The sequence below is a fragment of the Streptomyces sp. Y2F8-2 genome, assembly GCF_014905555.1.
Lineage (GTDB): Bacteria > Actinomycetota > Actinomycetes > Streptomycetales > Streptomycetaceae > Streptomyces > Streptomyces cynarae.
Window position 1 is genome coordinate 631,292 of the sequence record NZ_BNGS01000004.1, and the last position, 20,712, is coordinate 652,003.

At 68.9% G+C, this 20,712-nt stretch carries 15 protein-coding genes and 2 pseudogenes; 10 read left to right on the forward strand and 7 right to left on the reverse strand.

Features of this window, described 5'->3' with window-relative positions; genetic code table 11:
* Nucleotides 1-350: 350 nt before the first annotated feature.
* The 3 genes from SY2F82_RS17200 to SY2F82_RS17210 all read right to left on the reverse strand — a co-directional run bounded on the left by SY2F82_RS17200 (nucleotide 351) and on the right by SY2F82_RS17210 (nucleotide 5,060).
* Nucleotides 351-761 carry a hypothetical protein gene (locus tag SY2F82_RS17200; RefSeq protein ID WP_200419939.1) on the reverse strand — a complete coding sequence of 137 codons (411 nt, stop codon included), beginning with the start codon at nucleotides 759-761 and terminating at the stop codon, nucleotides 351-353.
* Nucleotides 762-915: 154 nt separating this feature from the next.
* Nucleotides 916-4,074 (reverse strand): DUF1349 domain-containing protein, encoded by a 3,159-nt coding sequence (locus SY2F82_RS17205; RefSeq protein WP_200419940.1) that lies wholly within the window; start codon nucleotides 4,072-4,074, stop codon nucleotides 916-918.
* Nucleotides 4,075-4,295: 221 nt separating this feature from the next.
* On the reverse strand, nucleotides 4,296-5,060 hold the full coding sequence (locus SY2F82_RS17210; RefSeq protein WP_200419941.1) for a FadR/GntR family transcriptional regulator: 765 nt from the start codon (nucleotides 5,058-5,060) through the stop codon (nucleotides 4,296-4,298).
* 127 nt (nucleotides 5,061-5,187) lie between these two features.
* Here SY2F82_RS17210 and SY2F82_RS17215 point away from each other — a divergent pair, with 127 nt between their 5' ends.
* The 7 genes and pseudogenes from SY2F82_RS17215 to SY2F82_RS17245 all read left to right on the forward strand — a co-directional run.
* The gene (locus SY2F82_RS17215; RefSeq protein WP_200419942.1) at nucleotides 5,188-6,303 is read left to right on the forward strand and encodes an enolase C-terminal domain-like protein; all 1,116 of its coding nucleotides are present in this window, start codon (nucleotides 5,188-5,190) and stop codon (nucleotides 6,301-6,303) included.
* Nucleotides 6,304-6,456: 153 nt separating this feature from the next.
* The gene (locus SY2F82_RS17220) at nucleotides 6,457-7,824 is read left to right on the forward strand and encodes an ABC transporter substrate-binding protein (protein WP_200419943.1); all 1,368 of its coding nucleotides are present in this window, start codon (nucleotides 6,457-6,459) and stop codon (nucleotides 7,822-7,824) included.
* A gap of 12 nt (nucleotides 7,825-7,836) precedes the next feature.
* Nucleotides 7,837-8,757, forward strand: coding sequence for a carbohydrate ABC transporter permease (locus SY2F82_RS17225; protein ID WP_200419944.1), 921 nt, complete (start codon nucleotides 7,837-7,839; stop codon nucleotides 8,755-8,757).
* Between the two features lie 77 nt (nucleotides 8,758-8,834).
* A complete protein-coding gene (locus tag SY2F82_RS17230; RefSeq protein ID WP_200419945.1) occupies nucleotides 8,835-9,719 on the forward strand; it encodes a carbohydrate ABC transporter permease in 885 nt (294 codons plus the stop codon).
* Nucleotides 9,720-9,723: 4 nt separating this feature from the next.
* Nucleotides 9,724-10,056 carry an L-rhamnose mutarotase gene (locus SY2F82_RS17235; protein WP_200419946.1) on the forward strand — a complete coding sequence of 111 codons (333 nt, stop codon included), beginning with the start codon at nucleotides 9,724-9,726 and terminating at the stop codon, nucleotides 10,054-10,056.
* 15 nt (nucleotides 10,057-10,071) lie between these two features.
* Nucleotides 10,072-10,584, forward strand: a pseudogene (locus SY2F82_RS17240) (aldo/keto reductase); the annotation flags it as partial.
* 417 nt (nucleotides 10,585-11,001) lie between these two features.
* A pseudogene (locus SY2F82_RS17245) lies at nucleotides 11,002-11,176 on the forward strand (transcriptional regulator); the annotation flags it as partial.
* Nucleotides 11,177-11,377: 201 nt separating this feature from the next.
* Here SY2F82_RS17245 and SY2F82_RS17250 read toward each other — a convergent pair.
* A complete protein-coding gene (locus tag SY2F82_RS17250) occupies nucleotides 11,378-12,832 on the reverse strand; it encodes an amino acid permease (RefSeq protein WP_200419947.1) in 1,455 nt (484 codons plus the stop codon).
* 741 nt (nucleotides 12,833-13,573) lie between these two features.
* On the opposite strand from SY2F82_RS17250, the gene SY2F82_RS17255 reads away from it, so the two are divergent.
* Nucleotides 13,574-14,308 (forward strand): FadR/GntR family transcriptional regulator, encoded by a 735-nt coding sequence (locus tag SY2F82_RS17255; protein ID WP_200419948.1) that lies wholly within the window; start codon nucleotides 13,574-13,576, stop codon nucleotides 14,306-14,308.
* Between the two features lie 71 nt (nucleotides 14,309-14,379).
* Nucleotides 14,380-15,849: an APC family permease gene (locus SY2F82_RS17260; protein WP_200419949.1), complete on the forward strand. Its 1,470-nt coding sequence runs from the start codon at nucleotides 14,380-14,382 to the stop codon at nucleotides 15,847-15,849.
* A 496-nt stretch (nucleotides 15,850-16,345) separates the two neighbouring features.
* Here the strand turns inward: SY2F82_RS17260 and SY2F82_RS17265 are convergent, their stop codons facing one another.
* Complete coding sequence (locus tag SY2F82_RS17265) at nucleotides 16,346-16,954, reverse strand: DJ-1/PfpI family protein (protein WP_200419950.1); 609 nt, start codon at nucleotides 16,952-16,954, stop codon at nucleotides 16,346-16,348.
* 376 nt (nucleotides 16,955-17,330) lie between these two features.
* On the reverse strand, nucleotides 17,331-17,810 hold the full coding sequence (locus SY2F82_RS17270) for a helix-turn-helix domain-containing protein (protein WP_236041550.1): 480 nt from the start codon (nucleotides 17,808-17,810) through the stop codon (nucleotides 17,331-17,333).
* 59 nt (nucleotides 17,811-17,869) lie between these two features.
* Here SY2F82_RS17270 and SY2F82_RS17275 point away from each other — a divergent pair, with 59 nt between their 5' ends.
* Nucleotides 17,870-19,321 (forward strand): MFS transporter, encoded by a 1,452-nt coding sequence (locus SY2F82_RS17275; protein WP_200419952.1) that lies wholly within the window; start codon nucleotides 17,870-17,872, stop codon nucleotides 19,319-19,321.
* Between the two features lie 115 nt (nucleotides 19,322-19,436).
* Here SY2F82_RS17275 and SY2F82_RS17280 read toward each other — a convergent pair whose 3' ends face one another.
* Nucleotides 19,437-20,495 (reverse strand): zinc-dependent alcohol dehydrogenase family protein, encoded by a 1,059-nt coding sequence (locus SY2F82_RS17280; protein ID WP_200419953.1) that lies wholly within the window; start codon nucleotides 20,493-20,495, stop codon nucleotides 19,437-19,439.
* Nucleotides 20,496-20,712: the final 217 nt, after the last annotated feature.

A 20,712-nucleotide genomic window follows, 5' to 3' on the forward strand; every position in this document is an offset into this window, starting at 1 on the left:
CCACATCCCACAAACGCTGGCCGAAATCCCCGCAAGGCTCCGCCGCTGAGCGCTTTCGCCGGTGCTCCCCGCCAACTGAAGCGCTCAGTCACATTGCGACTTGATGTTCGTGCGGCATGATGCCGGTCGTGGGTGCTGATCCATCAAAGCGCCTGGTTCCTGATGAACTCTGGCATCCGGCCGCCCCGTTGTTGCCGTCGTTCGCTGCTCGTCGAGGTCGTCCACCACGACGACAACGACGCCGTGCGGCAGAGACTGGCCGGCCAGGCCTGAGGGCGTAGCACCGGCGGCAGTGTCAGGTGTCCAGGTGCCGCCAGCAATGACCACCTACGGCTCGGATGGCGGGATCTTCAGGACGGCAGCGCCGCCCGTTGTTCGACGATCAGTTCCGCAAGGGCCGTTACCGACTCGACCCGGCTGCCGGAGTTGATGGTGATGTCGAGCCGTTCTCCCGAGACGGTGAGTGCGCCGACGGGAAGTGGGCCTGTCGGTCGGAAGTGGATGCGGCCTGTGGGGACGCCGGGATCGAGGCCGATCGTCCCGGTCATGAGGGCGACGGCTGCTGCGGCCGACCGGGCTTGTGGTCGGCAGGCGGCCGGGGAGGGGGCGGGCACGGGAGTGTCCGTGCGGGCGTCGCCGCCCCGGAGTTCCGGCAGCCGGTGGTCGAACGCCGGTACGGCGGCGGGGATGCCCTCGATCAGGCGAGCGGCACCTGTGGCGTCTTTCCAGCCACGTGCTTGCGCCGGCGATGTGGCCGTCAACGGTCTGCGCGCTCCAGGGATGGGTGGGGCGCCACCGTTGCCGGGGGCGTGGAGGTCGCGCTGCCGCGCGGAGTTCGGCGCCGACATGACGGATCTCCGGGTGGTGGTGCGGAAACCGCACCACCACCCGGAGACGATGACCCGAACTGCTCCGTCAGCTCACGGAGAACTGGCTGAACTTCGCGGTGCCGGGTGCTCCGCCGTGAGCCGTGAAGAACACCCCCGCGTCCTCGGTGCTGTTGGCACCGGTCAGCGTCGCGGTGCCCACCGTGGTCCAGGTGGTGCCGTTGGCGGAGAAGGAGCCGGTGACCGAGTCGCCGCTCCTGACCAGGCGGAGCCAGACCGGGGCGATGGCGGCGCTGCCGGTCTTGGTGGTGACGGAGTCGAGGTAGCCGTCACTGTTGGAGTCCCACGACATCGTGACACCCTTGCCCGGCGTGGCGGCGAGGACGAGGTATCCGGTGGAGGAGCCGGTGCCGGTGATGTCGTTGCGCAGCATCAGGCCGGCTTTGCCCCAGGCATTGGTGTTGTCCTGGCTGTCGACATGGACGGTGACGGTCGACGACGTTCCCGCCGCTCCCGGCTGGTAGGCCGCGGAGTAGTCGTCGTCGTGTAGCGCGCTCGTGGCCCATGTGTCGATGCCCGCGTTGGTCAGGGAGGTCACTCCCTGGCTCTGGCCCACCGCGGCCGGGATGGAGCCGTAGGCCTTGAAGGGGGAGGTGACGATCCGCAGGTTGCTGAAGGTCGCGCTGCCGACGCTGGTGCTGTGGGCGCTGTGGATGACACCGGCGTCCTGGGTGGCGGCCATGGACGGCAGGGTGACCGCCGAGCCGACCTGGGTGAAGGTGGATCCGTCGGTGGAGTAGTAGGCGGAGACCTGGGTGGCGGTGCGGGTGAGCCGCACCCAGACCGGCGCCTTGACCGTCGAGGACGTACACGACATCTGGTCGAGGTAGCCGTCCGCGGTGGAGTCCCACTGGAAGCACACGCCGTGGCTCGGGGTCGCCGTGGCGACCGCGTATCCCGGGGAAGAGCCGTTGCCGGTGAGGCTGTTGCGCAGGACGACGCCCGCCTTGGCCCAGCCGTTGGTGTTGTCGACGTTGTCGACGCGCGCGGACACCGAGGTGCCGGCGACAGCGGAGTTCGCCAGGTAGGCGGTGCCGTAGGCGTCGTCGTGTTGTCCGCCGGCGCCCCAGATGTCGGCTCCCGCGTCGGTGACGGTGAAGCTACCGCCGCTCTGGCCGGTCAGGGCGGGAGTGGAGGAGTAGCCGCTGTAGGGGGCCGTGACGGGGTCGGTGGTCAGGGGCCGGTAGAGGGGCTGGACGCCCGCGTTGTCCATGACCGTGCGGGCGCCGGAGGGCCAGTTGCCGTCGGAGACGACCACCGTGCCGCTCACCACATCACCGCGGCCACCGTTGAAGATGTCGGTCGAGGGCGTGGTCGTCCAGTTGTCCTGGAGGGTGAGGGCACCGGTGTTGTTGGTGGAGGTGCCGTTCTGATGGGACCACCGGCCCACGTTACGGAAGACGTTGTTGGTGTCCGTGAAGTTCCTGGATCCCTCGTCGTGGTAGAAGCCGTAATAGTTGTTGTTGGTGTGGCAGTAGTTGCGTTCGAAGGTGCTGCCGGGCGACGCCGACAGGGTGTACAGACAGCCGCCGTCGTTCATCTGCTGCATGACGTCGTGGATGTAGTTGTCGGTGATGTGGTTGTTCGCGGCGGTGGTGGGGGTCTGGTAGATGGGCTGGTAGTTGTACAGACCGCGGTTCACGTAGTCCTGGCTGCCGCCCGGGTCGTTGGTGCCCCAGCCGTAACCGATGGTCAGCCCCGAGTAGGGCAGGTTGTACACCTCGTTGTGCGACACCGTGGCGCCGTTGACGTAGGTGGCCAGGATGGCCGACATGTCCCGGTAGTCGAGCGCCACGTCGTGAATGACGTTATTGCTCAGTGTGATGTTCTTGTTGGTCATCCGGCTGTCACTGGGGTGATGCGCGTCCGCCTGGAGCCCGCCGACGACGATGCCTCCGCCGGCGTCCTGGGTGAAGACGTTGCCGGTGGCGGTGACGGTGTCGGCACCGAGGCCGACCCCCGTGGCGTGGGCATTGGCGTCCTGGCCGATGCCGAGGCCCACCTGCCCGAGCTGGGTGAACCGGTTGCCGGTGAAGGTGATGTGGTCGGCGGCCGACACCTGGACGGCGGCCGGCATCTGGTCCCAGTGCGGACGCGTCGCCTCGAACAGCGGACAGCCGCCTTGGCAGGAGGTCAGCGCGTCGGAGGGGCGGTCCCAGGTACCGGTGAGGTACGCGCCGGTCTGCTGGCTGGCGTAGCCGTCAGTGCTGGGGCCCAGCCAGCTGGTGCCCGAGAACTGCAGACCCGAGAACGTGATGTGGGTGGCGGGAGAGGCATAGCTTCCCCCGACGTCGACGAGCGACTGCAGCTTCGGCACCTCGACGTCCGCGGTGCTCATGTTCTGCCCGGCGAGCGGCTTGTAGTACAGCGTGCCGGTGCCGGTGTCGAGGTACCACTCCCCGGCCGTGTCGAGGAACTCGTAGGCGTTCTCGATGTAGAGCGGTCCCGACCGGAAGGGTTTGGTCAGGGTGTCGTAGCCGAAGGTGTTGTCGTCCCAGGACGGCTGATCCATGGTGATGGTGCCGTTGCTGATGCCGGACACCGGGGCGTAGCGGTCGGTGAAGGATCCGATGCCGTGGATCTCGGTGCGGCTCGGGGCGGCCAGGCTGTTGAGGTAGTTCAGCGCGGTGTTGGTGAAGGTGTAGCCGCTGGTGGTCGCGGTCAGGTCGGCGCGGTTGATCGAGGAGCGGGCCCTGGTCGCCAGGACGCCGTCGACGTACAGCTGCCGGGTGTCGAACCCGGTCCCGACGCTGGCCTGCCAGATGTTCTTCGCCGAGTCGTGCAGTGTCCAGCCCGTGGCCCGCTGCGCGCCGGTGATGACCGGACGGGCGCCCAGCGCGGCCTTCCAGATCACCGAGTAACCGCCGGTGCCGGAGTCCGCCGCAGTGAAGGTGAGGGGGTTCGTCAGCCGGTACGTGCCGTCGGCGACCTCCACGACGATGTCCCCCGTCATGGAGTTGTTCATGGCCCGGACGTTGGTCTTGGCCTGGGTGAGCGAGCACGGCTGGCTGGTCGAGCAGGCGGTACCGGTGCCGTTGGGGGACACATGGAGCGTCGCGGAAGTGGCCGCGAACGCGGGCACGGCCTGGGCGACGACAGCACCGGCAGAGGCGGTGAGGAGCGCGAGTGCGGCCAGACATGGTCTGAGCCGGTCACGCAGCGCGGTGCGGGAGCGGGTTAGGCGCATCTGAGACCTTCCGAAGGTGCGAGAGGGCACGCGCGGGTCCTCCCACTCAGGGGCATACGGCCCTGCGGTGATTGCGGAGGTGATACGGCGACGTAACGTTAGTCGTCATACGTATGCTGTCAATATGCGCCGCAGAAACAGATCTGCACCCCCAAAGAAACCCGCCCCCGGCCTGACGGCTCGGGGGCGGATTCCGGCGCACGCAACGGCGCGGGATGCGCTCAACCGGTGATACCGGGGTGCGGGATACGGCGGCGGCTCCAGGCCGCTTCGATATGGGCCGTCATGGCCTGCGCCGCACCCTGGGGGTCGCGGGCCAGAAGCCGCTCGGCGATCCGGCGGTGCTCGGCGTTCGCCTGCTCGCACGCGTGGCCGTCGGGAGTGCCGGTGTACAGGAACGTACTGCGAGCCTGGGTGTGGACGGTCCGGATGATGGAACGGCCCAGCCTGTTCCGGGACGCCTGCATGATCCGGTCATGGAAGAGCACATCGGTCTCGATGAACCGGGCGGGAGTGGCGATCTCCTCGTCGAGGCGGCCGAGCAGCCGCTCCACCTCCCGGAGATCGTCATCGGTGGCGAGCTCGGCGGCCTGGGCCGCCATCTGTGCCTCAAGGGCCGAACGCACTCCGACAAGCTGGTCCAGCACGACGAGTTCGTCGTCGTGCTGGACGGTGGCCGCCAGTACGACAGGATCCAGGAGGTTCCACTCCTCGGACTGGGTGACCGTGGTGCCTGAACCCTGCCGGGCCCGAACCAGCCCCTTGGCCTCCAGCGACTTGACCGCCTCACGGATGGTGATGCGGCTGACGCCGAACGTCTCGCACAGTTCGGGTTCGACAGGCAAGGTGGAGCCCGGGGGGATGGCACCCGAGACAATGCTGTCGGTGAGGGACTCCACCACCGCATGGGCCAGCCGCGCCGGACGCCTGGGCCAGGGTTTCAGGGCCGACGGGTCCTCGACGCCGCTTCGACCGCTCTTCGCCATATGGCCCCCTCGCCGGTGTGCACGCTCGCTGAGTCTACCGCTCCGAACACCTTGACAGCATTCGTATGACGACTTACGTTACACGAAAATTTCGCAGCACCAGCTGCCGCTGCAAGGGGTAACGACCGTGCGCATTGCCGACGTCGAGAGCTATCCGGTCCGGATTCCGGGCGCCAGTCCGCCGTTCGTCTGGCGTGACGGGTTGCTGGGCAGCCCGCCGGACGGCGAGGCCGCGGTGCTGCGCATCTGCACCGACGAAGGGGTCGAGGGCGTCGCGATGGCCCCCCGCCGGGGCAGCGCCGTCATCCTGGCGGACCTGCTGGACCGCTTCCTGCGCAAGGAGCTCGTGGGCCAGGACCCGCTGCAGCGGGAATGGCTGTGGCACCGCATGTGGGAGCTGGACCGCACCGAGGAGCTGCCCCTCTACCTGCTCGGCCTCGTCGACACCGCGCTGTGGGACCTGGCCGGCAGGCTCGCAGACCGGCCCACCTGGCAGATGCTGGGCGGTTTCCGCACCTCGATCCCTGCCTACGCCTCGACCGTCACCTACTCCTCGGTGGAGGAGTACCTGGACATCGCCGACCAGGCCCTGGAGCTCGGATACCCTGCCATCAAGCTCCACGCCTGGGGCGACGCACGCCGCGACGCCCGGCTGTCGGTGGCCCTGCGGGAACACGTGGGGGACGCGATCCCCCTGATGTTCGACGGGTCCGCCGGATTCGACCTCCCCGACGCGATCTACCTCGGACACGCCTTGTCCGACGCGGATTACCTCTGGTACGAGGAGCCGATCCGGGAGTTCAGCATCACCGCGTACAAGCGCCTCTCCGACGCGGTGGCGGTGCCCCTGCTGGTGGCCGAGACCTCCGACGGGGCCCACATGAACTCGGCCGACTTCATCCAGGCCGGCGCCGCCACCTTCGGCGTCCGCGCCTCCACCCAACTGCGCGGCGGCTTCACCGGCGCCATGCGCACCGCCCACCTCGCCGACGCCTACCGGCTGCGCGCCGAGGTGCACGGGCCGGAGATCCCCAACCGGCACCTGTGCATGGCCATCTCCAACACCACTTACTACGAGTCCCTGGTCATGGGCAATCCCATCAGCCGCGAGAGCGGCATCGACGCCCAAGGACTCGTCCACGCCCCCACCGGGCCCGGCGTGGCGCTGCCCGCCGGCCTGGACTACCCTCCCGCCCTTCAGCGGTTTGTCGACAAGGAGACTTTGACACCGCCGAAGGCCTGATCAGCCCAGTCCACCCCACTCCCGCCCCGCTCTCACGATCGCCCCGTACCCGACCCTCCACGCCTTCGGTACCTGATCCCTCCACACATCCCCGCTCCGGTGCTTGCGCCGACATCCCGCGGATCTCCGCAGAACGCAGACATGAGGTCAGTCATGAACAGCGACGTTCCCGTCACCTCCCGCCGCCAGGTCAGACGCGTTGCCGGCGCGGCCCTGGGCGCCGTCTTCCTTCTCGCGCTCGCCGCCTGCGGCAGCGCGGATCCCGGGACAGCCGGGGCGTCCTCCTCCCCCGCGACCTTCAAGCCTGTGAAGCAGGAGGAAGGAAGCCAGATCACGGTCTGGGCGGACGCCGCCCGAGTCCCCGGCGTGCAGGCCTATCAGAAGGCTCACCCGGACGTGAAGATCAAGATCGTCACGTACAGCGGGGACGCCAACGGCGCCAATGACCTGCAGACAAAGGTCCGGCTGTTCGACCGGAGCGGCAGCGGCTGGCCGGACGTCGCCTTCAGCGCCAACGTCAACGACGGCACCTGGGCCTCCCAGGGCAAGACCCCCTATGCGGCGCCCGTCGACAAGGGCCTGATCCCCGAGTCCACGCTGAAGGGCTTCGCGCACGGCTCGCTGGGCCCCTGCACCTTCAACGGCACCACCTACTGCCTACGCAACGACCTGGCCCAGAACGTGCTCTGGTACAACAAGGAGCTCCTGGACAAGTTCGGCTACTCCGTCCCGACCACCTGGGAGGAGTACGAGGCACTCGGCAAGAAGGTCGCCGAGGAGCACCCCGGTTACCTGGTCGGAACCGCCGGGGACGCCTGGAGCCCCGAGGTGTACTTCTGGGCGAGCCAGTGCCCTGCCAGCTCAGTGACCGACGCCAAGAAGGTCAAGGTCGACCTGCAGGACGCCAAGTGCACCCGGATGGCGAAGCTGCTCGACGGGCTGATCGCCAAGGGTTCGGTCTCCAAGGACACCGTCTTCAGCGCCGGCTTCATCAAGAAGGAGGCGAGCAAGGTCCTCATGCTCCCCGGCCCTTCCTGGTACGGCCAGGTGCTCTTCAACTCCACCTTCAAGATCCCCAAGGGGCAGATCGCCGCCGCCTCGCCGCTGAAGTTCGAGGGCGACGCCAAGAACTACACCGGCAACGTCGGCGGCGGGCTGTGGTTCGTCTCCTCCCACAGCAAGAACCTCAAGGCGTCCGCCGACCTGGTCACCTGGATGACGACCTCCAACGACTACCAGGCCACCGCGGGCACCTACCCCGCGTACAAGGAGGCAGCCGTCGCCTGGCTCGCCGGCCAGAAGAAGACCGGCTACTTCGCCCAGGACGTCGGCCCGGTCTTCCAGGAGGCGGCGGAACTCATCTGGCCCGGCTGGTCCGCCACCCAGTACAGCCAGGAAGCGATCTACTCCTCCACCGTGGTCCCGGCCCTGAACTCGGGCAAGACCCTCACCGACACCCTGGGCACCTGGCAGACGGCCATCACCGACAAGGCCAAATCCCTCGGATACACCGTCAACTAGCGAAGCGGACCGATGACCACCCACCTCGCAACGGAGCGGAGCGGCCGCCGCGGCGGCCGCTCGGCCCGCAACCCGGTCGGACGCGCCGGTTACGTCTTCGTCTCCGGCTACGTCCTCCTCCTGCTCGCCTTCGGCGTCCTGCCCACCGGTTACGCGGTGTGGCTGGCACTGTCCAACTCCCGCAACCAGCTCGTCGGGATCGGCAACTTCACCCGGACGTTCACCGACTACCGCTTCGGACCGGCCTTCCTCCACATCGGCCTGTACCTGGTGATCTGGCTGGCCAGCCTGATGATCCTGGTGGTGCTGCTCTCCCTGATGCTGCACGGCCGCATGCGCAGGGCCTCCACCACCCTGAGGTTCCTGTTCTACCTGCCGGGTGCCCTCGCCGGGGTGGCGAGCGTACTGCTCTTCCTGATCCTCCTCGACCCGGCCGCCAGTCCCGTCGGCTGGCTGCTCAAGGGCTTCGGCTGGAACACCCTCGCCCAGGTCAACGCCCCCGGCCACCTGCCGGTTCTCTTCACCGTCATCGCCTTCTGGACCGGGGCCGGCGGCTGGATCGTGGTCATGTACGGCGCGCTCAACAGCATCCCGGACGAAATCCTGGAGGCCGCCCGCATCGACGGCGCCAGCACGCTCCAGATCGCCCTGCGCATCCAGATCCCCATGATCACCAAGTGGATCGCGTACATGCTGATCCTGGCCTTCGCGGCCGGCACCCAGCTCTTCGTCGAGCCACAACTGGTCTCCCTCGCCAGCTGGGGCATGATCCCCGACAGCTGGTCACCGAACCAGCTGTCCTACCAGTACGCCTTCCAGGCGGGCGACTTCAACGGCGCGGCGGCGCTCTCCGTCGACCTCCTCATCCTGGGCCTGGCCTGCGCGGCGCTCGTCGTCTTCCGTACCGGCCTGTTCGACAGGGGCGAACGATGACCACGGCTCCCACGACCACAGCCCGCCGAACCCCGCCGCCCCGTACCGCCGGCGCCCGCACCAGCCCGAGGAAGCCCATGCACCGGACGCGCCGCCCACGCTCACTGGCCGCCCGGTTGGCCTGGCTCATCGTCATGACCCTGGCCGTGCTGTTCTTCTGTGTGCCGGTGGTGTGGCTCCTGCTGGCCACGACCAAGACCGACGGCCAGATCGTGCGGGACAACCCGTTCTCCTTCGGGTCCCCCACCGCGATCGCCGACGCCTGGCACCATCTCTACGCCTTCCAGGAAGGCGCCATCCTCACCTGGCTGAAGAACTCGGCGCTCTACACGTTCGGCGCGCTGGCCATCACGCTGGTGACATCGATTCCCGCCGGGTACGCGCTGGCTCTCACCCAGTTCATCGGGCGCCGGATGCTGTTGACCATCACCATGCTCGTGATGCTCATGCCGACGGCCGCGATGGTGCTTCCCCTGTATCTGGGGATGAACGCCGTGCACCTGGACGGCACGATCTGGTCGGTGATCCTGCCCTTCTCCTTCTTCCCGTTCGGGGTCTACCTCACTTACATCTACTTCTCCTCCAACGTCCCCGCCGACCTGCTGTCCGCCGCGCGGATCGACGGCTGCTCGGAGTGGCAGGTCTTCCGTCTCGTCGCGATGCCGCTGGCCAAGCCGGTGATCGCCCTGGTCGGGTTCTTCAACTTCGTCGGCAACTGGAACAACTTCTTCCTGCCTTTCGTGATGCTCCCCGACAGCTCGCAGTATCCGGCGCAGGTGGGGCTGAACAACCTGCTCGCCGCCTCGCCGCTGTTCAACACCTCCAGCGGCACCGGCAACCAGATCATGCGGCCCGAACTGGCCCTGGCCACCCTGGTCACCATCGTCCCCGTGCTGATCGTCTTCCTCTTCTCCCAGCGCGCCCTCGTGGCCGGCATGCTCGCCGGCGCGACCAAGGAGTAAGGACATGGCAGCTCCCCTCCGTGTCGGCTCTGTGATCCGGCTGCGTCCGGACAAGGCCGAGGAGTACCTCGCACTGCACCGCGCCGTCCCGGCCCCCGTGCTCGCGGCACTGCGCAGAGCGCATATCACGAACTACTCGATCTTCCTGCGGGACGGCACCCTGTTCGCGTACTACGAGTACACGGGCGAGGACTACGCCTCGGACATGGCCGCCATCGCCGCGGACCCCGACACCCAGCGGTGGTGGACCCTCACCGACCCCTGCCAGCTCCCCCTTGACAGTGCCGCCGAAGGCGAACGCTGGGTCGAGGCGGAAGAGGTCTTCCACCTTGACTGAGCGGCACGGCACCACGCGGGCGTACGCACCTTCGACACCGCCCCGCACTACGGACTTGGGTTGTCCGAGCGCCGCCTGGGTGCCGCGCTGCGCGGCCGGGACCGCGACGCGTACACCGTCTCCACCAAGGTCGGGCGGCTGCTCGAACCCGACCCGGAGGGCGGCCGCGGGGACGATCTCGCCCACGGTTTCGCCGTGCCCGACACTCACCGCCGCGTCTGGGACTTCAGCTCCGACGGCGTCCTGCGCTCCCTGGAAGCGAGCCTGGATCGCCTCGGCCTGGACCGTGTGCACATCGCCCTGCCGCACGACCCGGACCACCACGCCGAGCAGGCCCTCACCGAGGCGTACCCGGCGCTGGAACGGCTGCGCGGTGAAGGCGTCGTCAAGGCGATCGGCATCGGAGCGAACCAGTGCGCGCTCCCCGCCCGCTTCCTGCGCGAGACCGACATCGACGTCGTGCTGCTCGCCGGCCGCTACACCCTCCTGGAGCAGGAGGGGCTGGCGGAGGTACTGCCGGAGGCCGCCGACAGCAGATGATATGGATCCGCACCACCGCCCTGCAGGCCGCGGTGACCGCGCACCAGCGCGGCTCGGCTACCAGTCGTTCGCAGCCCGTGGATGCGCACAATCCTCGAGAACCTTACGCAGGACACATCAGCCGACCTCTTCTAGTCGACTGACAAGCGAACGCAGATGTTCACCACTTCGGGAGGCACCGAGAATGCGAACGGTCTGAGCCCTGCGACTGCGCAGGACTGAGGGTTCAGTCCCGCCGGTCGTTGCCCGTGTGCCACCGCCGCACCCACTCCTCGAACCCCATGCCTGACCACCGGTCGCCGGGATGACGCCGACGTCGGCGACCATCCACACCTCACCGCGACGGGGGCCGGTGGTGAGCAGGAGCCAGAAAGGCTGCCCGTCCTCGGGCCCAAGAACGATGGCCACTTCTGGCAACTCTCACCCCCGGAGGTGTCCCGGCACCTCGCCGTCCTGCGCCGCCCTGCGCCGCGCGGGCCTGCTCACGGCCCGGCGGCACGGCCGTTACGTCCGTTGCACCCTCAAGCTGCCCGACGTGACGGCGCTGGGCGCCGACCTGCTGGCGGCCGTACTGCGCTGAGTGGCTTCCGTCCATCGGAACGCGGGCGACCACCCGTACCCCGGCTGCGGCTGCACGGGCACTCAGCCCTGGTCGACCGCCGGTCCGTCCCGCAGGACATACCACCTGCAGGACGGGTGCAGCCGCGAAGCCGGTGACGCAGCGGGAGAGCCGCGTCACCGGCGGGTCGGGGCGGCCGCGGCCGTGTGCCGACCAGGTTTCCTACGACGGCATGGCCTCGCCCTTGCGGGCTTTCCGTGCCAGCCGTTCGCGGACCAGCGCGAAGGCCACCACACCGGCGGCCACCAGGGTGGACAGGACCACCTGGTCACGGCCGCCGCCCTCGGTCGTGTCGGTCAGCATGTATCCCAGTACGAATGTGATCATCGCGATGGTGGCCCAGGTGAGGTACGGGTAGAGCCACATCCTGACGATCAGCTTCTCCGGCGACTCCCGCTGGATGATTTTGCGCATCCTCAGCTGGGAGAAGCAGATCACCAGCCAGACGAACAGGGCGATGGCGCCGGAGGAGTTGAGCAGGAACTGGAAGACCGTGTCCGGCCACAGGTAGTTGAAGGCGACCGCGACGAAGCCGAAGACCACGGAGGCCAGGATGGCCGTCTGCGGGACTCCGCGTCGGGTGGTGCGGGCGAAGGCGGCTGGTGCGTCGCTGCGCCGGCCGAGCGAGAACGCCATCCGGGACGCGGTGTAGAGGCCGGAGTTGAGGCAGGACAGCACGGAGGTGAGCACGATGGCGTTCATGATCTCGCCGGCGTGCGGGATGCCGATGGAGTTCAGTGCGGCGACGTACGAGCCGTCCTTGAGGATCGCCGGGTCGTCCCAGCGCAGCAGCGACACCACGATGAGGATCGAGCCCAGGTAGAACACCGCGATCCGCCAGATCACGCTGTTGGTGGCCTTGGTGACCGCGCCTCGCGGGTCCTCCGACTCGCCGGCCGCCAGCGTGACGATCTCGCTGCCCATGAAGGAGAAGACCACCATCAGGATGCCGGTGAGGATCGCGCCCGGGCCGTTGGGCAGGAACCCGCCGTGCGCGGTGAGGTTGGTGAAACCGGACGCGGGGTGGTCGGAGCCGGGCAGCAGGCCGAAGATCGCGAGTCCGCCGATCACGATGAACGCGGCGATGGCGACGACCTTGATGCCGGCGAACCAGAACTCGAACTCGCCGTAGGAGCTGACCGAGGCGAGATTGGTGGCGGTGAGGACGACCATGACGATCAGGGCCCAGCCCCACTGCGGGACCGCGGGGATCCAGCCGGCCAGGATCTTGGCGCCGGCGGTCGCCTCGACCGCGAGCACCACGACCCAGAAGAACCAGTACAGCCAGCCGATGGTGAGGCCGGCCCAGCGGCCCAGCGCACGGTCGGCGTAGGCGGAGAACGATCCGGAGGTGGGATTGGCCGCGGCCATCTCGCCGAGCATCCGCATGACGAGGACGACGAGGGCACCGACGAGCAGGTAGGAGATCAGGATGCCGGGACCTGCAGCGGCGATGCCGGATCCGGAGCCGACGAACAGGCCGGCGCCGATGACACCGCCGATCGCGATCATCGACAGGTGGCGGTTCTTCAGCCCGGCTTGCAGGCCGGATCCTTCTGAGGCGCTTTCGTTGGTGGTCACCGGATCGGGAGCGGATACAGGGGGACGTGTTGACATCTCGGCATCCAGGGGCAGATGGGGACGGCGGAAGGGGCCTGCGGGATCGGGCGGGGGTGGCCGCGTGGATTCCACAGGATGGAGCGTGTGGGGGCGCCGGGTCGGAGGGCGGGTGGCGATCACGGTCGCGGAGCGGGCATGGTGGACCGTGGCCTCCGGGCCGGCGCCTGTCGTACCGGTCGCGTCGGCGGTGCCCAGGAAAATAGTTCAAGGCGATCAGAAAAAACAAGGGGTCCGACCGTCCGCCCGCCGCTTCCCCGGGGGACCCCCACCCCGCACACGCCCTTTCGCGGCGCGGCGCCGGACGTCGCTCACGGGCGCACAGAGACGCAAAAGCCCTGCTCAACCCCCGACTGGCGGTCCGCCGAGCCGACCCGAGCACCCGGCATCAGGACCGGTCGAGCCGGGGTCTTGTTTAACTGTTCACCTTGCTCTAATTTCTCCTCCATCGCGATCCGCTCGTTCCGTCGCGACGCCCGCACACTGCCGTCTCACGGCTGTTCCGGGCTGATGCGGAACCTCCTCCCCACGTTCCCCCTCACTCTGGGAGCCCCATGCACCACACCGTGGAATCGTCGCGGGAACCCCCGAAGGCCCCTCCCGCTCACCCTGCACGAGCCTGCCCTCGGCGGGGCACACGCCGAGAGGCGGACACGGGATGCCAACCGGCGTGATGTCCAGCCCGCGATACCCGTTCGCCGGGGGCCACGACCACGATCAGCGGGCCGTTAGGGTGGCGCCGTGGTGAATGCAGCGGGCAAGTTCGGGCCGTACAACCAGCCGGGCCCGGCCCCTACGACCCCGATCACCGGCGTGGGGCACGCCCGCGTGCTGCCCCTCGGGGGTCAGAGCGGATCGGATCTCGTCCGGTCGCGGATCGCATTGCGGGTACGCCTGCGATCCGTGCGTCCGGGGGACCGGCTGCCGGACGCCGGGGTCCTCGCCGAGGAGTTGGGAATTGGCGAGATCACCGTGCGCCGCGCACTGGAGGGTATGTGCCAGGACGGCCTGCTCGACCGCCGACGCGGACGGGCCGGCGGAACCTTCGTCGCGCAGGGCTGGGACACCGTCGTAGCCCTGATGTACGACGCCGAGGAGGCGGCTTCACTGGACGCCTTCCACCTGCTGCTCGAATGCGGACTGGTGGCGCACGGTTCGGGAGAGGTCCCGGAAGAGCGGCTGGACGGACTTCGTACGCTGGTCGAGGAGATGGAACTGGCTGACGACCCGGCACGCATGGCCGAGTTGGAGACCCGCTTCCACCTGGACCTCGCGGAGGCGCTCGGCGGCGCCGGAATCCGCGAGTTCGCCGCCGATCTGCTCGGCCGCCTGTGCCTGCTCCTGCCCGCACCGCAGCCCGAGGTGGTACAGGCGCAGAACCGCTGTCACATCGAACTGCTCACCGAGCTCGCACGGGGTGCCACCGATCCGGCCGTACAGGCGGTGAAGGCACACCAGAGTTCCTGGCGCCGCTGACGCCCTCGGCCGGCCCGACTGCCGACAACCCGCGCACCATCACGCCGCCACACCGTACGAGGAGTTGCCTCATGCCCCACCCCGGAGCCGGTTCGCTGTCCCCGCCGGGCCCCGTCGGCGGCGCGCCGCAGCGGCTGCGCGGCGGCGTCCTCGGCATGGCGGACATCGCCGCCGCCACGATGGCCAACGTCGGCCCGGCGATGAGCTTCTTCTTCAGTTTCGCCTTCCTGGCCACCACCGCAGGCGAGGGGTCTCCCCTGACCATCCTCGCCGCGGGTATCGCGGTCGCGCTTCTCGGCAACACCCTGGCGGAGTTCTCCCGGGCGCACCCCTCGGCAGGCAGCTTCATCACCTTCGTCGGCAAGACCTTCGGACCGGTGAGCGCGGTGACCACGGCCCTACTGGCGACGCTGGGCTACATCATCGCGATGGCCGGTGTCATCTCCATCTCCGGCGGGTTCGTGCAGATCACCCTGCACCACTACACCGGCGTTGACTTTCCGTGGATCATCTGGACGCTGCTGCTCACCGGCCTGGCGGTGGTGCTGATGCTGCGCGGGGTGGTGGTCTCCACCAAGTGGGCCGGCTACTTCTTCGGCATGGAGATGCTGGTGCTGGTCGTCGTGTCGGTCGCGGCGCTGGTCGAACACCGCGGCCAGCTGTCCCTCGACCCGTTCCTGCCCAGTCACATCAGCGACGGCTTCAAGGGGCTGGCGGCGGGCTTCCCCCTGGGGGTGTACACGTTCATCGGCTGGGAGAACTCGGCGGCACTCGCCGAGGAGACGGAGAACCCGCGGCGCAACGTCGGCCGTGCGGTGTTCTCCTCCGTCGCCATCATGACGGTCAGCTACATCCTCTTCGCCTACTCCACCCTGACCGGCTTCGGCTACGACGTGGAGCGGCTCGGCGACTCCGCCACCCCCTTCATCGACGTCGCCCATCACACCCTCGGCGCACTGGCGTTCCTCGCCTACCTCGGCGGTCTCACCTCCACCCTCGGCGTGCTGATCGCCGGCATCAACTCCCAGGCGCGCCTGGTGTTCAACGCCGGACGCGAGGGGCTGCTCCCGTCCTTCCTCGGCTACGTCCACCCCACCCGTCGCACACCGAACAACGCGATCGTCACCTTCACCGCCACCGCCCTGCTGATCATCGGCGGCTGGGCCCTGGTCCACCTGCTGGGCCCGGACGGCCGCTCGATGAACCCGGTGGTCTTCTTCACCGAGTCCTCGACCCTCGGCGCCACCCTGATCCTGCTGGTCTACCTCGCCTCCAACATCGCCCTGCCGCTGTACTACCGCAGATACCGCCCACAGGAGTTCCGGCTGGTCCGGCACCTCCTCCTGCCCGCGCTCGGCACGGCGGCCATCCTGGTCCCGCTGTACTACCTCGCCAAGCCCGGCCAGCCCGCGCCGTACAACTGGTTCCCCTACGCGGCCCTGGCCGCCCTGCTCGCCGCCGTCGGTTACGCGACGGTCCTGGTCCGCCGCGACCCGACCCTGGCCGAACACGTCGGCTCCATCGTCGCCGACGCGGACTGAACCCACACGGATCCGCTGGTCACATTGCCTGCGACACCCTCACGGCAAAACACCTTGTCCAACGGACTGAATCCGCTGCCCGCTTTCAATGAAGCGTTGCGTCCGGCTCCTCTGCGTCCGCACGACTGCCGCCGGCACTCCGGGCAGAGAGGGCGGGGTTCGGTGAGGCCGCATTGAGGCCGCGGGGATACTCAGTACTTCGCAGGCCGCACGACCGCAACCATGAAGGTGACTGACGACCGCGCCACAGGACGGTGCCCGGCAGCCTCCTTTTGCGTGCGTAACCCTCCGAACGCAACGAGCGCTGGGTCAGCTGGCGCCGGCGCGTGTTCCCGCCGTGGGCTTTGATCGCCTCGGTGAGTAGTTCGTTCATCTGGTCTCCTGAGGGCGACGACCGCGATACGCCCGCGGGCTCGAGGCGGGGGATGCTGCGTTCGGCACAGGCAGTTCGTCAGTCCGAGAACCGCTCGTGACCAGCAGCCACGATCACGGGACGTCAGTGCCGTGCGAGAGCTCCCGTCTGGACGGCGTGCACGGCGCGACCGACGGTCTCCTGGTTTTCACCGACGGGAGCCACGTAGTCGAGGACGTCGCGTGCGGCCTCTTCCCCGAGTGTCCGGGTGATCACCCAGGTGGCGAGGTACTGGGACGCCAGGCAACCACCCGCTGTAGCAATGTTCCCCTCGGCGTGGAACGGCGCGTCCAGCACGGTGACGCCGCGGGCTTCGACGAACGGCCGGCTCTTCCTGTCCGTGCACGCCGGCATGCCCTCCAGCAGTCCCAGCCGGGCAAGTACCAGCGCGCCGGAGCACTGCGCGCCGATCAGCTGGCGTGAAGGGTCGAGTCTCAGCCGGGAGACCAGCTCATCGTCGGCGACCACGTCCCGCGTCTTCACGCCACTGCCGATCAGTACGACGTCGGCCTCGGTCACGAACCCCATCGGGCGCTGCCCGGTCACCTCGACGCCGCTCATCGACGTGACCACCGGCGTCGGCGTCGTGATGAAGGCTTCCAGGCCGTCCTCACGGCACCGGTTGATCAGCGCGGAGGCGATGAAGCTGTCGAGTTCGTTGAATCCGTCGAAGGTGACCACGGCTACCTGCATCACATCTCCTTCAGGCGCGGCATGCGATCTGCGCTCTTGCCGGGCGCGCCGTTCCGGGGCGAGAGCTGGGTCAGCGGCCGGCCAAGGTGGGGCAACCGCACCATGCGGCGTGGGTCACCAGTATGGGGCGCCGTTGGCAAGCTGGAGCTCGCCCCGGCCGAAGGAGCAGCTCCGCGTCCAGGACCATCAGGCCTGTCGGGGATGGGTGGAACAGGGCTTCCAGTACTGCCGCGCCCTCGACGGGCGAGATGGCTTCGTTGTGCGCCACGGTAACCCACCACCCCCATCCAGCCTGCTCCTCGCTCCTGCGCCGCTCCCTTGCACCGCGCGGCGTGCCCGGACATGCCGCCGCCGTTGCGGTCGCAGCCCGCCGCTGTCATGAGGCCTGCACTGGACCGGACCGGTCCCAGCCAGGGGTCGTCTCTTCCCGGTGGATGTCCTCGGCGTGGACCCGCTCGCCGCAGGCCTCGCAGACCGTGTGGGTGACGAGTTCGTGGTCTCGGTGGAGGAGCCGAACGGGCGGTGAGGTGACGGCCCAGCGATCGCCCCAGCCGATGAGCTCGCGGGTGATGCCGGCCAGGTCGCGTCCTGCCTCGGTCAGGTAGTAGCCGCTGTGGCGTGCGTCGTCCGGCAGTGGGCGCCGTTCGAGGACGCCGCTCTCCACCAGCGCCTTCAGGCGTGCCGCCAGACGGTCCGTGGGGGCGCCGGTGTTCCTGGCGATCTGCCGGAACCGGTGGTTGCCGAGCATGACCTCGCGGATCGCCGGCAGGGCCCATCGGTCGCCGACGATGTGCAGGGCGGCGGCGAGTGAGCAGGGGCGTCCGGTCATGTCCTGGGGATCGATGCGTGTGGTCACGGACCCAGTATCACCTCGGATGGTTTGAGTTCCAAACCACCCCATGGTTCACTTGTGCCATGCCTACGACGCTTGGGTTTTCAAAGCAGGCTCGAACCGCCACTGTGGTGGTCCTGGTGGCCGTCTTTATGACCAACCTGGACCTGTGGGTCGTCAACGTCGCCCTTCCGGCCATGGGAGCGAGCTTCTCCGAGGGCGGCAGCGGCGTGACCCTCGGTTCGTTGTCCTGGGTCCTCAACGCCTACGCGATCGCCTTCGCCGCGCTGCTGGTGGTGGCCGGGCGCGCCGGTGACCGCATAGGCCAGCGGCCGGTCTTCCTCATCGGGATCGCCGTCTTCACCCTCGCGTCGCTGGGCTGTGCCCTGGCCCCGAACCTGGGGAGCCTCGTCGTGGCCCGGGTGGTGCAGGCCGCCGGGGCGTCCGCCCAGATCCCGACGTCCCTGGCCCTGCTGCTGGCGATGGTGCCGGCCGAGCGCCGTACCCACGCCACCCGGAACTGGGCTGCGGTCGGAGGGCTCGCCGCGGCCGCCGGGCCCGTCGCCGGCGGCCTCCTGACCGAGGTGGACTGGAGGTGGGTCTTCGCGGTCAACGTGCCCATCGGCATCGCCGCGCTCGTCGCCGGCCGATCGGCCCTGCCGAAGCCGCCGGCGCGGGAGACGGGGCCGCTGCCCGACATCCTCGGAGCCCTGCTGCTCATCTCGTCGGTCGCGGCACTGTCCGGGGCGCTGGTGCAGGCTCCCGACTGGGGCTGGACGAGCGGCGGGTGCGTACTGCTCCTGGCCGTTGCTGTGATCGGCGGCGCCGCGTTCGTCCTCAGGTCCCTGCGACACCCCCACCCGCTGTTCGAACTGCACCTGCTACGGCTGTCGCGCTTTGGAGCGGCGAACTCGGGCAACCTCGTGTTCGGCGTCGCCTTCGCGATCATGCTGTTGTCGAACGTGCTGTGGTGCCAGGAGGTCTGGCACTGGAGCGCGCTGCGCACCGGTGTCGCCCTGGTCCCCGGTCCCGCCCTCGTGCCGGTCGTCACCCTTCTGACCGCCCGCGCCGCGCAGCGTTTCGGGCACGGTCCGCTGATCGCCGCGGGCGGGTTGCTGTTCACCGGCGGCATGGTCTGGCGCGTGTACTTCGCGTCCGTCACGCCGGACTACCTGCGTGACCTGCTGCCCAGCCAGCTGTTGACCGGTACGGGCGTCGGCCTGGCTCTGGGCACTTTGGTGGCCGCCGGTGTGCACGCCCTGCCTGGGCACCGTGCGGCGACCGGGTCGGCGCTGGTCAACTCCGTCCGCCAGATCTCCGCCACGATCGGCGTGGCCGTCCTGGTCGCGGTGGTCGGCTCGCACGTCGGTGCGGCCTCGCGGCACGACTTCCGGATTGCCTGGTGGGCAGCCGCCGTACTGGGCCTGGCGACCTCGGCGATCGGTGTGCACCTCAGCGGCGGCTCGGGCCGGACGGCGTCCGCCACGTTGAAGGAGCCCGAGGCGGATGCGCAGGCTCTGGCGGACGCGTCCTGACCGATCACTGTCCCATCGTGCGGCGGGAGTCGGGGCGCCTCGACGGGCTTGACCAGGTTCATAGGCGGCCCTGGACGCGGCGGCCGCACCGCCGACGCACCGGTAGGGCCTCTTCCTACCCGTTGTCCCCGTCCCGGCCGTCTTCGAAGACGAAGAGCGGCTTGGTGCCGTGCGCGGGTGCCTCGGCGAGCGCGACGGCCTCGGGGAAGTGTTCGAGCGGGAACGGCCGGCCTTGGGGGATGCTTAGGACTCCATCGGCGACGAGATCGCGCACCTGTGACAGCGCGCGCAGCGCGTCCTCGGGCGAGGTGGCGCCGAACCAGCGGTTCAGCCAGAAGCCTCGGACCGTTTTGGTCTCGTAGATGACCGAGCGTGCCTGGAGCGGGATCGTCAGCGCCGCCGGGTCGGTCTGCCGGTGGGTGGAGAGCGCGCCGTAGACCACGACCTCCCCGCCCGGAGCCAGTGCCTGGGACACCTGGGCGCCCACCGGGCCCGCGACACAGTCGATGGCCTTCCGCACGCCGGCCGGTCCCGCCGTCTGGGTGACGCGCTGCAACAGGTCCTCGTCCTCGGTGCAGATGACCTCGTCCCCACCGAGTGCTTCGATCTCCTCGACGGCGGCTCGTCGCCGCACGACGTTGATCGTACGGATACCCAGATGCCTGGACAGCTGGATGACGAGCCGGCCGACGGTGGAGCCCGCGGCCGTCTGCAGCAGCCATTCGTCCGGCTGTACGTCGAGTTCGCGCGTGACGAGGAGCAAAGCGGTCAACGGGTTGACTGCGAGCTGGCAGACACTGGAATCGCTCAGGTGCTCGGGGACCGGCAGGAGCCTTTGCGTGTCGGCGACGAGGTACTCCTGCCAGGTGCCGGCCACAGGGGGGCCGGGTACCGCGGGGACCGCGGCGACCACCACGCGCTCGCCGACCGTCGGTGCTTCGGTGCCCGGGCCCAGGGCCACAACACGGCCCACGCACTCCATGGCGCCCCCGACAGCGGGGAATCCGGGGGAAAAACCGTAGCGGCCGCGCAGCACGTGCAGATCACTGGCGTGAATGGGAGTCGCCTTCACACGGATCAGCGCCTGACCGGCTTTCGGCGTGGGAACAGGCCGGGATTCCAGCCGCAGGACGTCGGTGGGCTCGCCGGCCTTCACGGCCACGAGCGCGCGCATGGATCGAGGCATGAGCGGCCCTTCGTCTCTCAGCACCCGAGAAGTTCGACGCGATGCCGACGCCGGCATCCTCTTCAGCCCCGAGCTGTCATCGGCGTCGCCCCCTGCAGGCCTTCACCCACTCACTCACGATGACCGTGAAGCACTGAGGCCCGTCATCAGGGCCACTCGCTCCAGCCCCCTCCAAGTGCAGATATCAGTCCCCCCTCATTTCACG

Coding starts and splice junctions, on each gene's coding strand:
- SY2F82_RS17205 (WP_200419940.1), bottom strand. CDS start 4,074: ATGCGCCTAACCCGCTCCCGCACCGCGCTGCGTGACCGGCTCAGACCA.
- SY2F82_RS17210 (WP_200419941.1), bottom strand. CDS start 5,060: ATGGCGAAGAGCGGTCGAAGCGGCGTCGAGGACCCGTCGGCCCTGAAA.
- SY2F82_RS17220 (WP_200419943.1), top strand. CDS start 6,457: ATGAACAGCGACGTTCCCGTCACCTCCCGCCGCCAGGTCAGACGCGTT.
- SY2F82_RS17225 (WP_200419944.1), top strand. CDS start 7,837: ATGACCACCCACCTCGCAACGGAGCGGAGCGGCCGCCGCGGCGGCCGC.
- SY2F82_RS17230 (WP_200419945.1), top strand. CDS start 8,835: ATGCACCGGACGCGCCGCCCACGCTCACTGGCCGCCCGGTTGGCCTGG.
- SY2F82_RS17235 (WP_200419946.1), top strand. CDS start 9,724: ATGGCAGCTCCCCTCCGTGTCGGCTCTGTGATCCGGCTGCGTCCGGAC.
- SY2F82_RS17250 (WP_200419947.1), bottom strand. CDS start 12,832: ATGTCAACACGTCCCCCTGTATCCGCTCCCGATCCGGTGACCACCAAC.
- SY2F82_RS17260 (WP_200419949.1), top strand. CDS start 14,380: ATGCCCCACCCCGGAGCCGGTTCGCTGTCCCCGCCGGGCCCCGTCGGC.
- SY2F82_RS17265 (WP_200419950.1), bottom strand. CDS start 16,954: ATGCAGGTAGCCGTGGTCACCTTCGACGGATTCAACGAACTCGACAGC.
- SY2F82_RS17275 (WP_200419952.1), top strand. CDS start 17,870: ATGCCTACGACGCTTGGGTTTTCAAAGCAGGCTCGAACCGCCACTGTG.
- SY2F82_RS17280 (WP_200419953.1), bottom strand. CDS start 20,495: ATGCGCGCGCTCGTGGCCGTGAAGGCCGGCGAGCCCACCGACGTCCTG.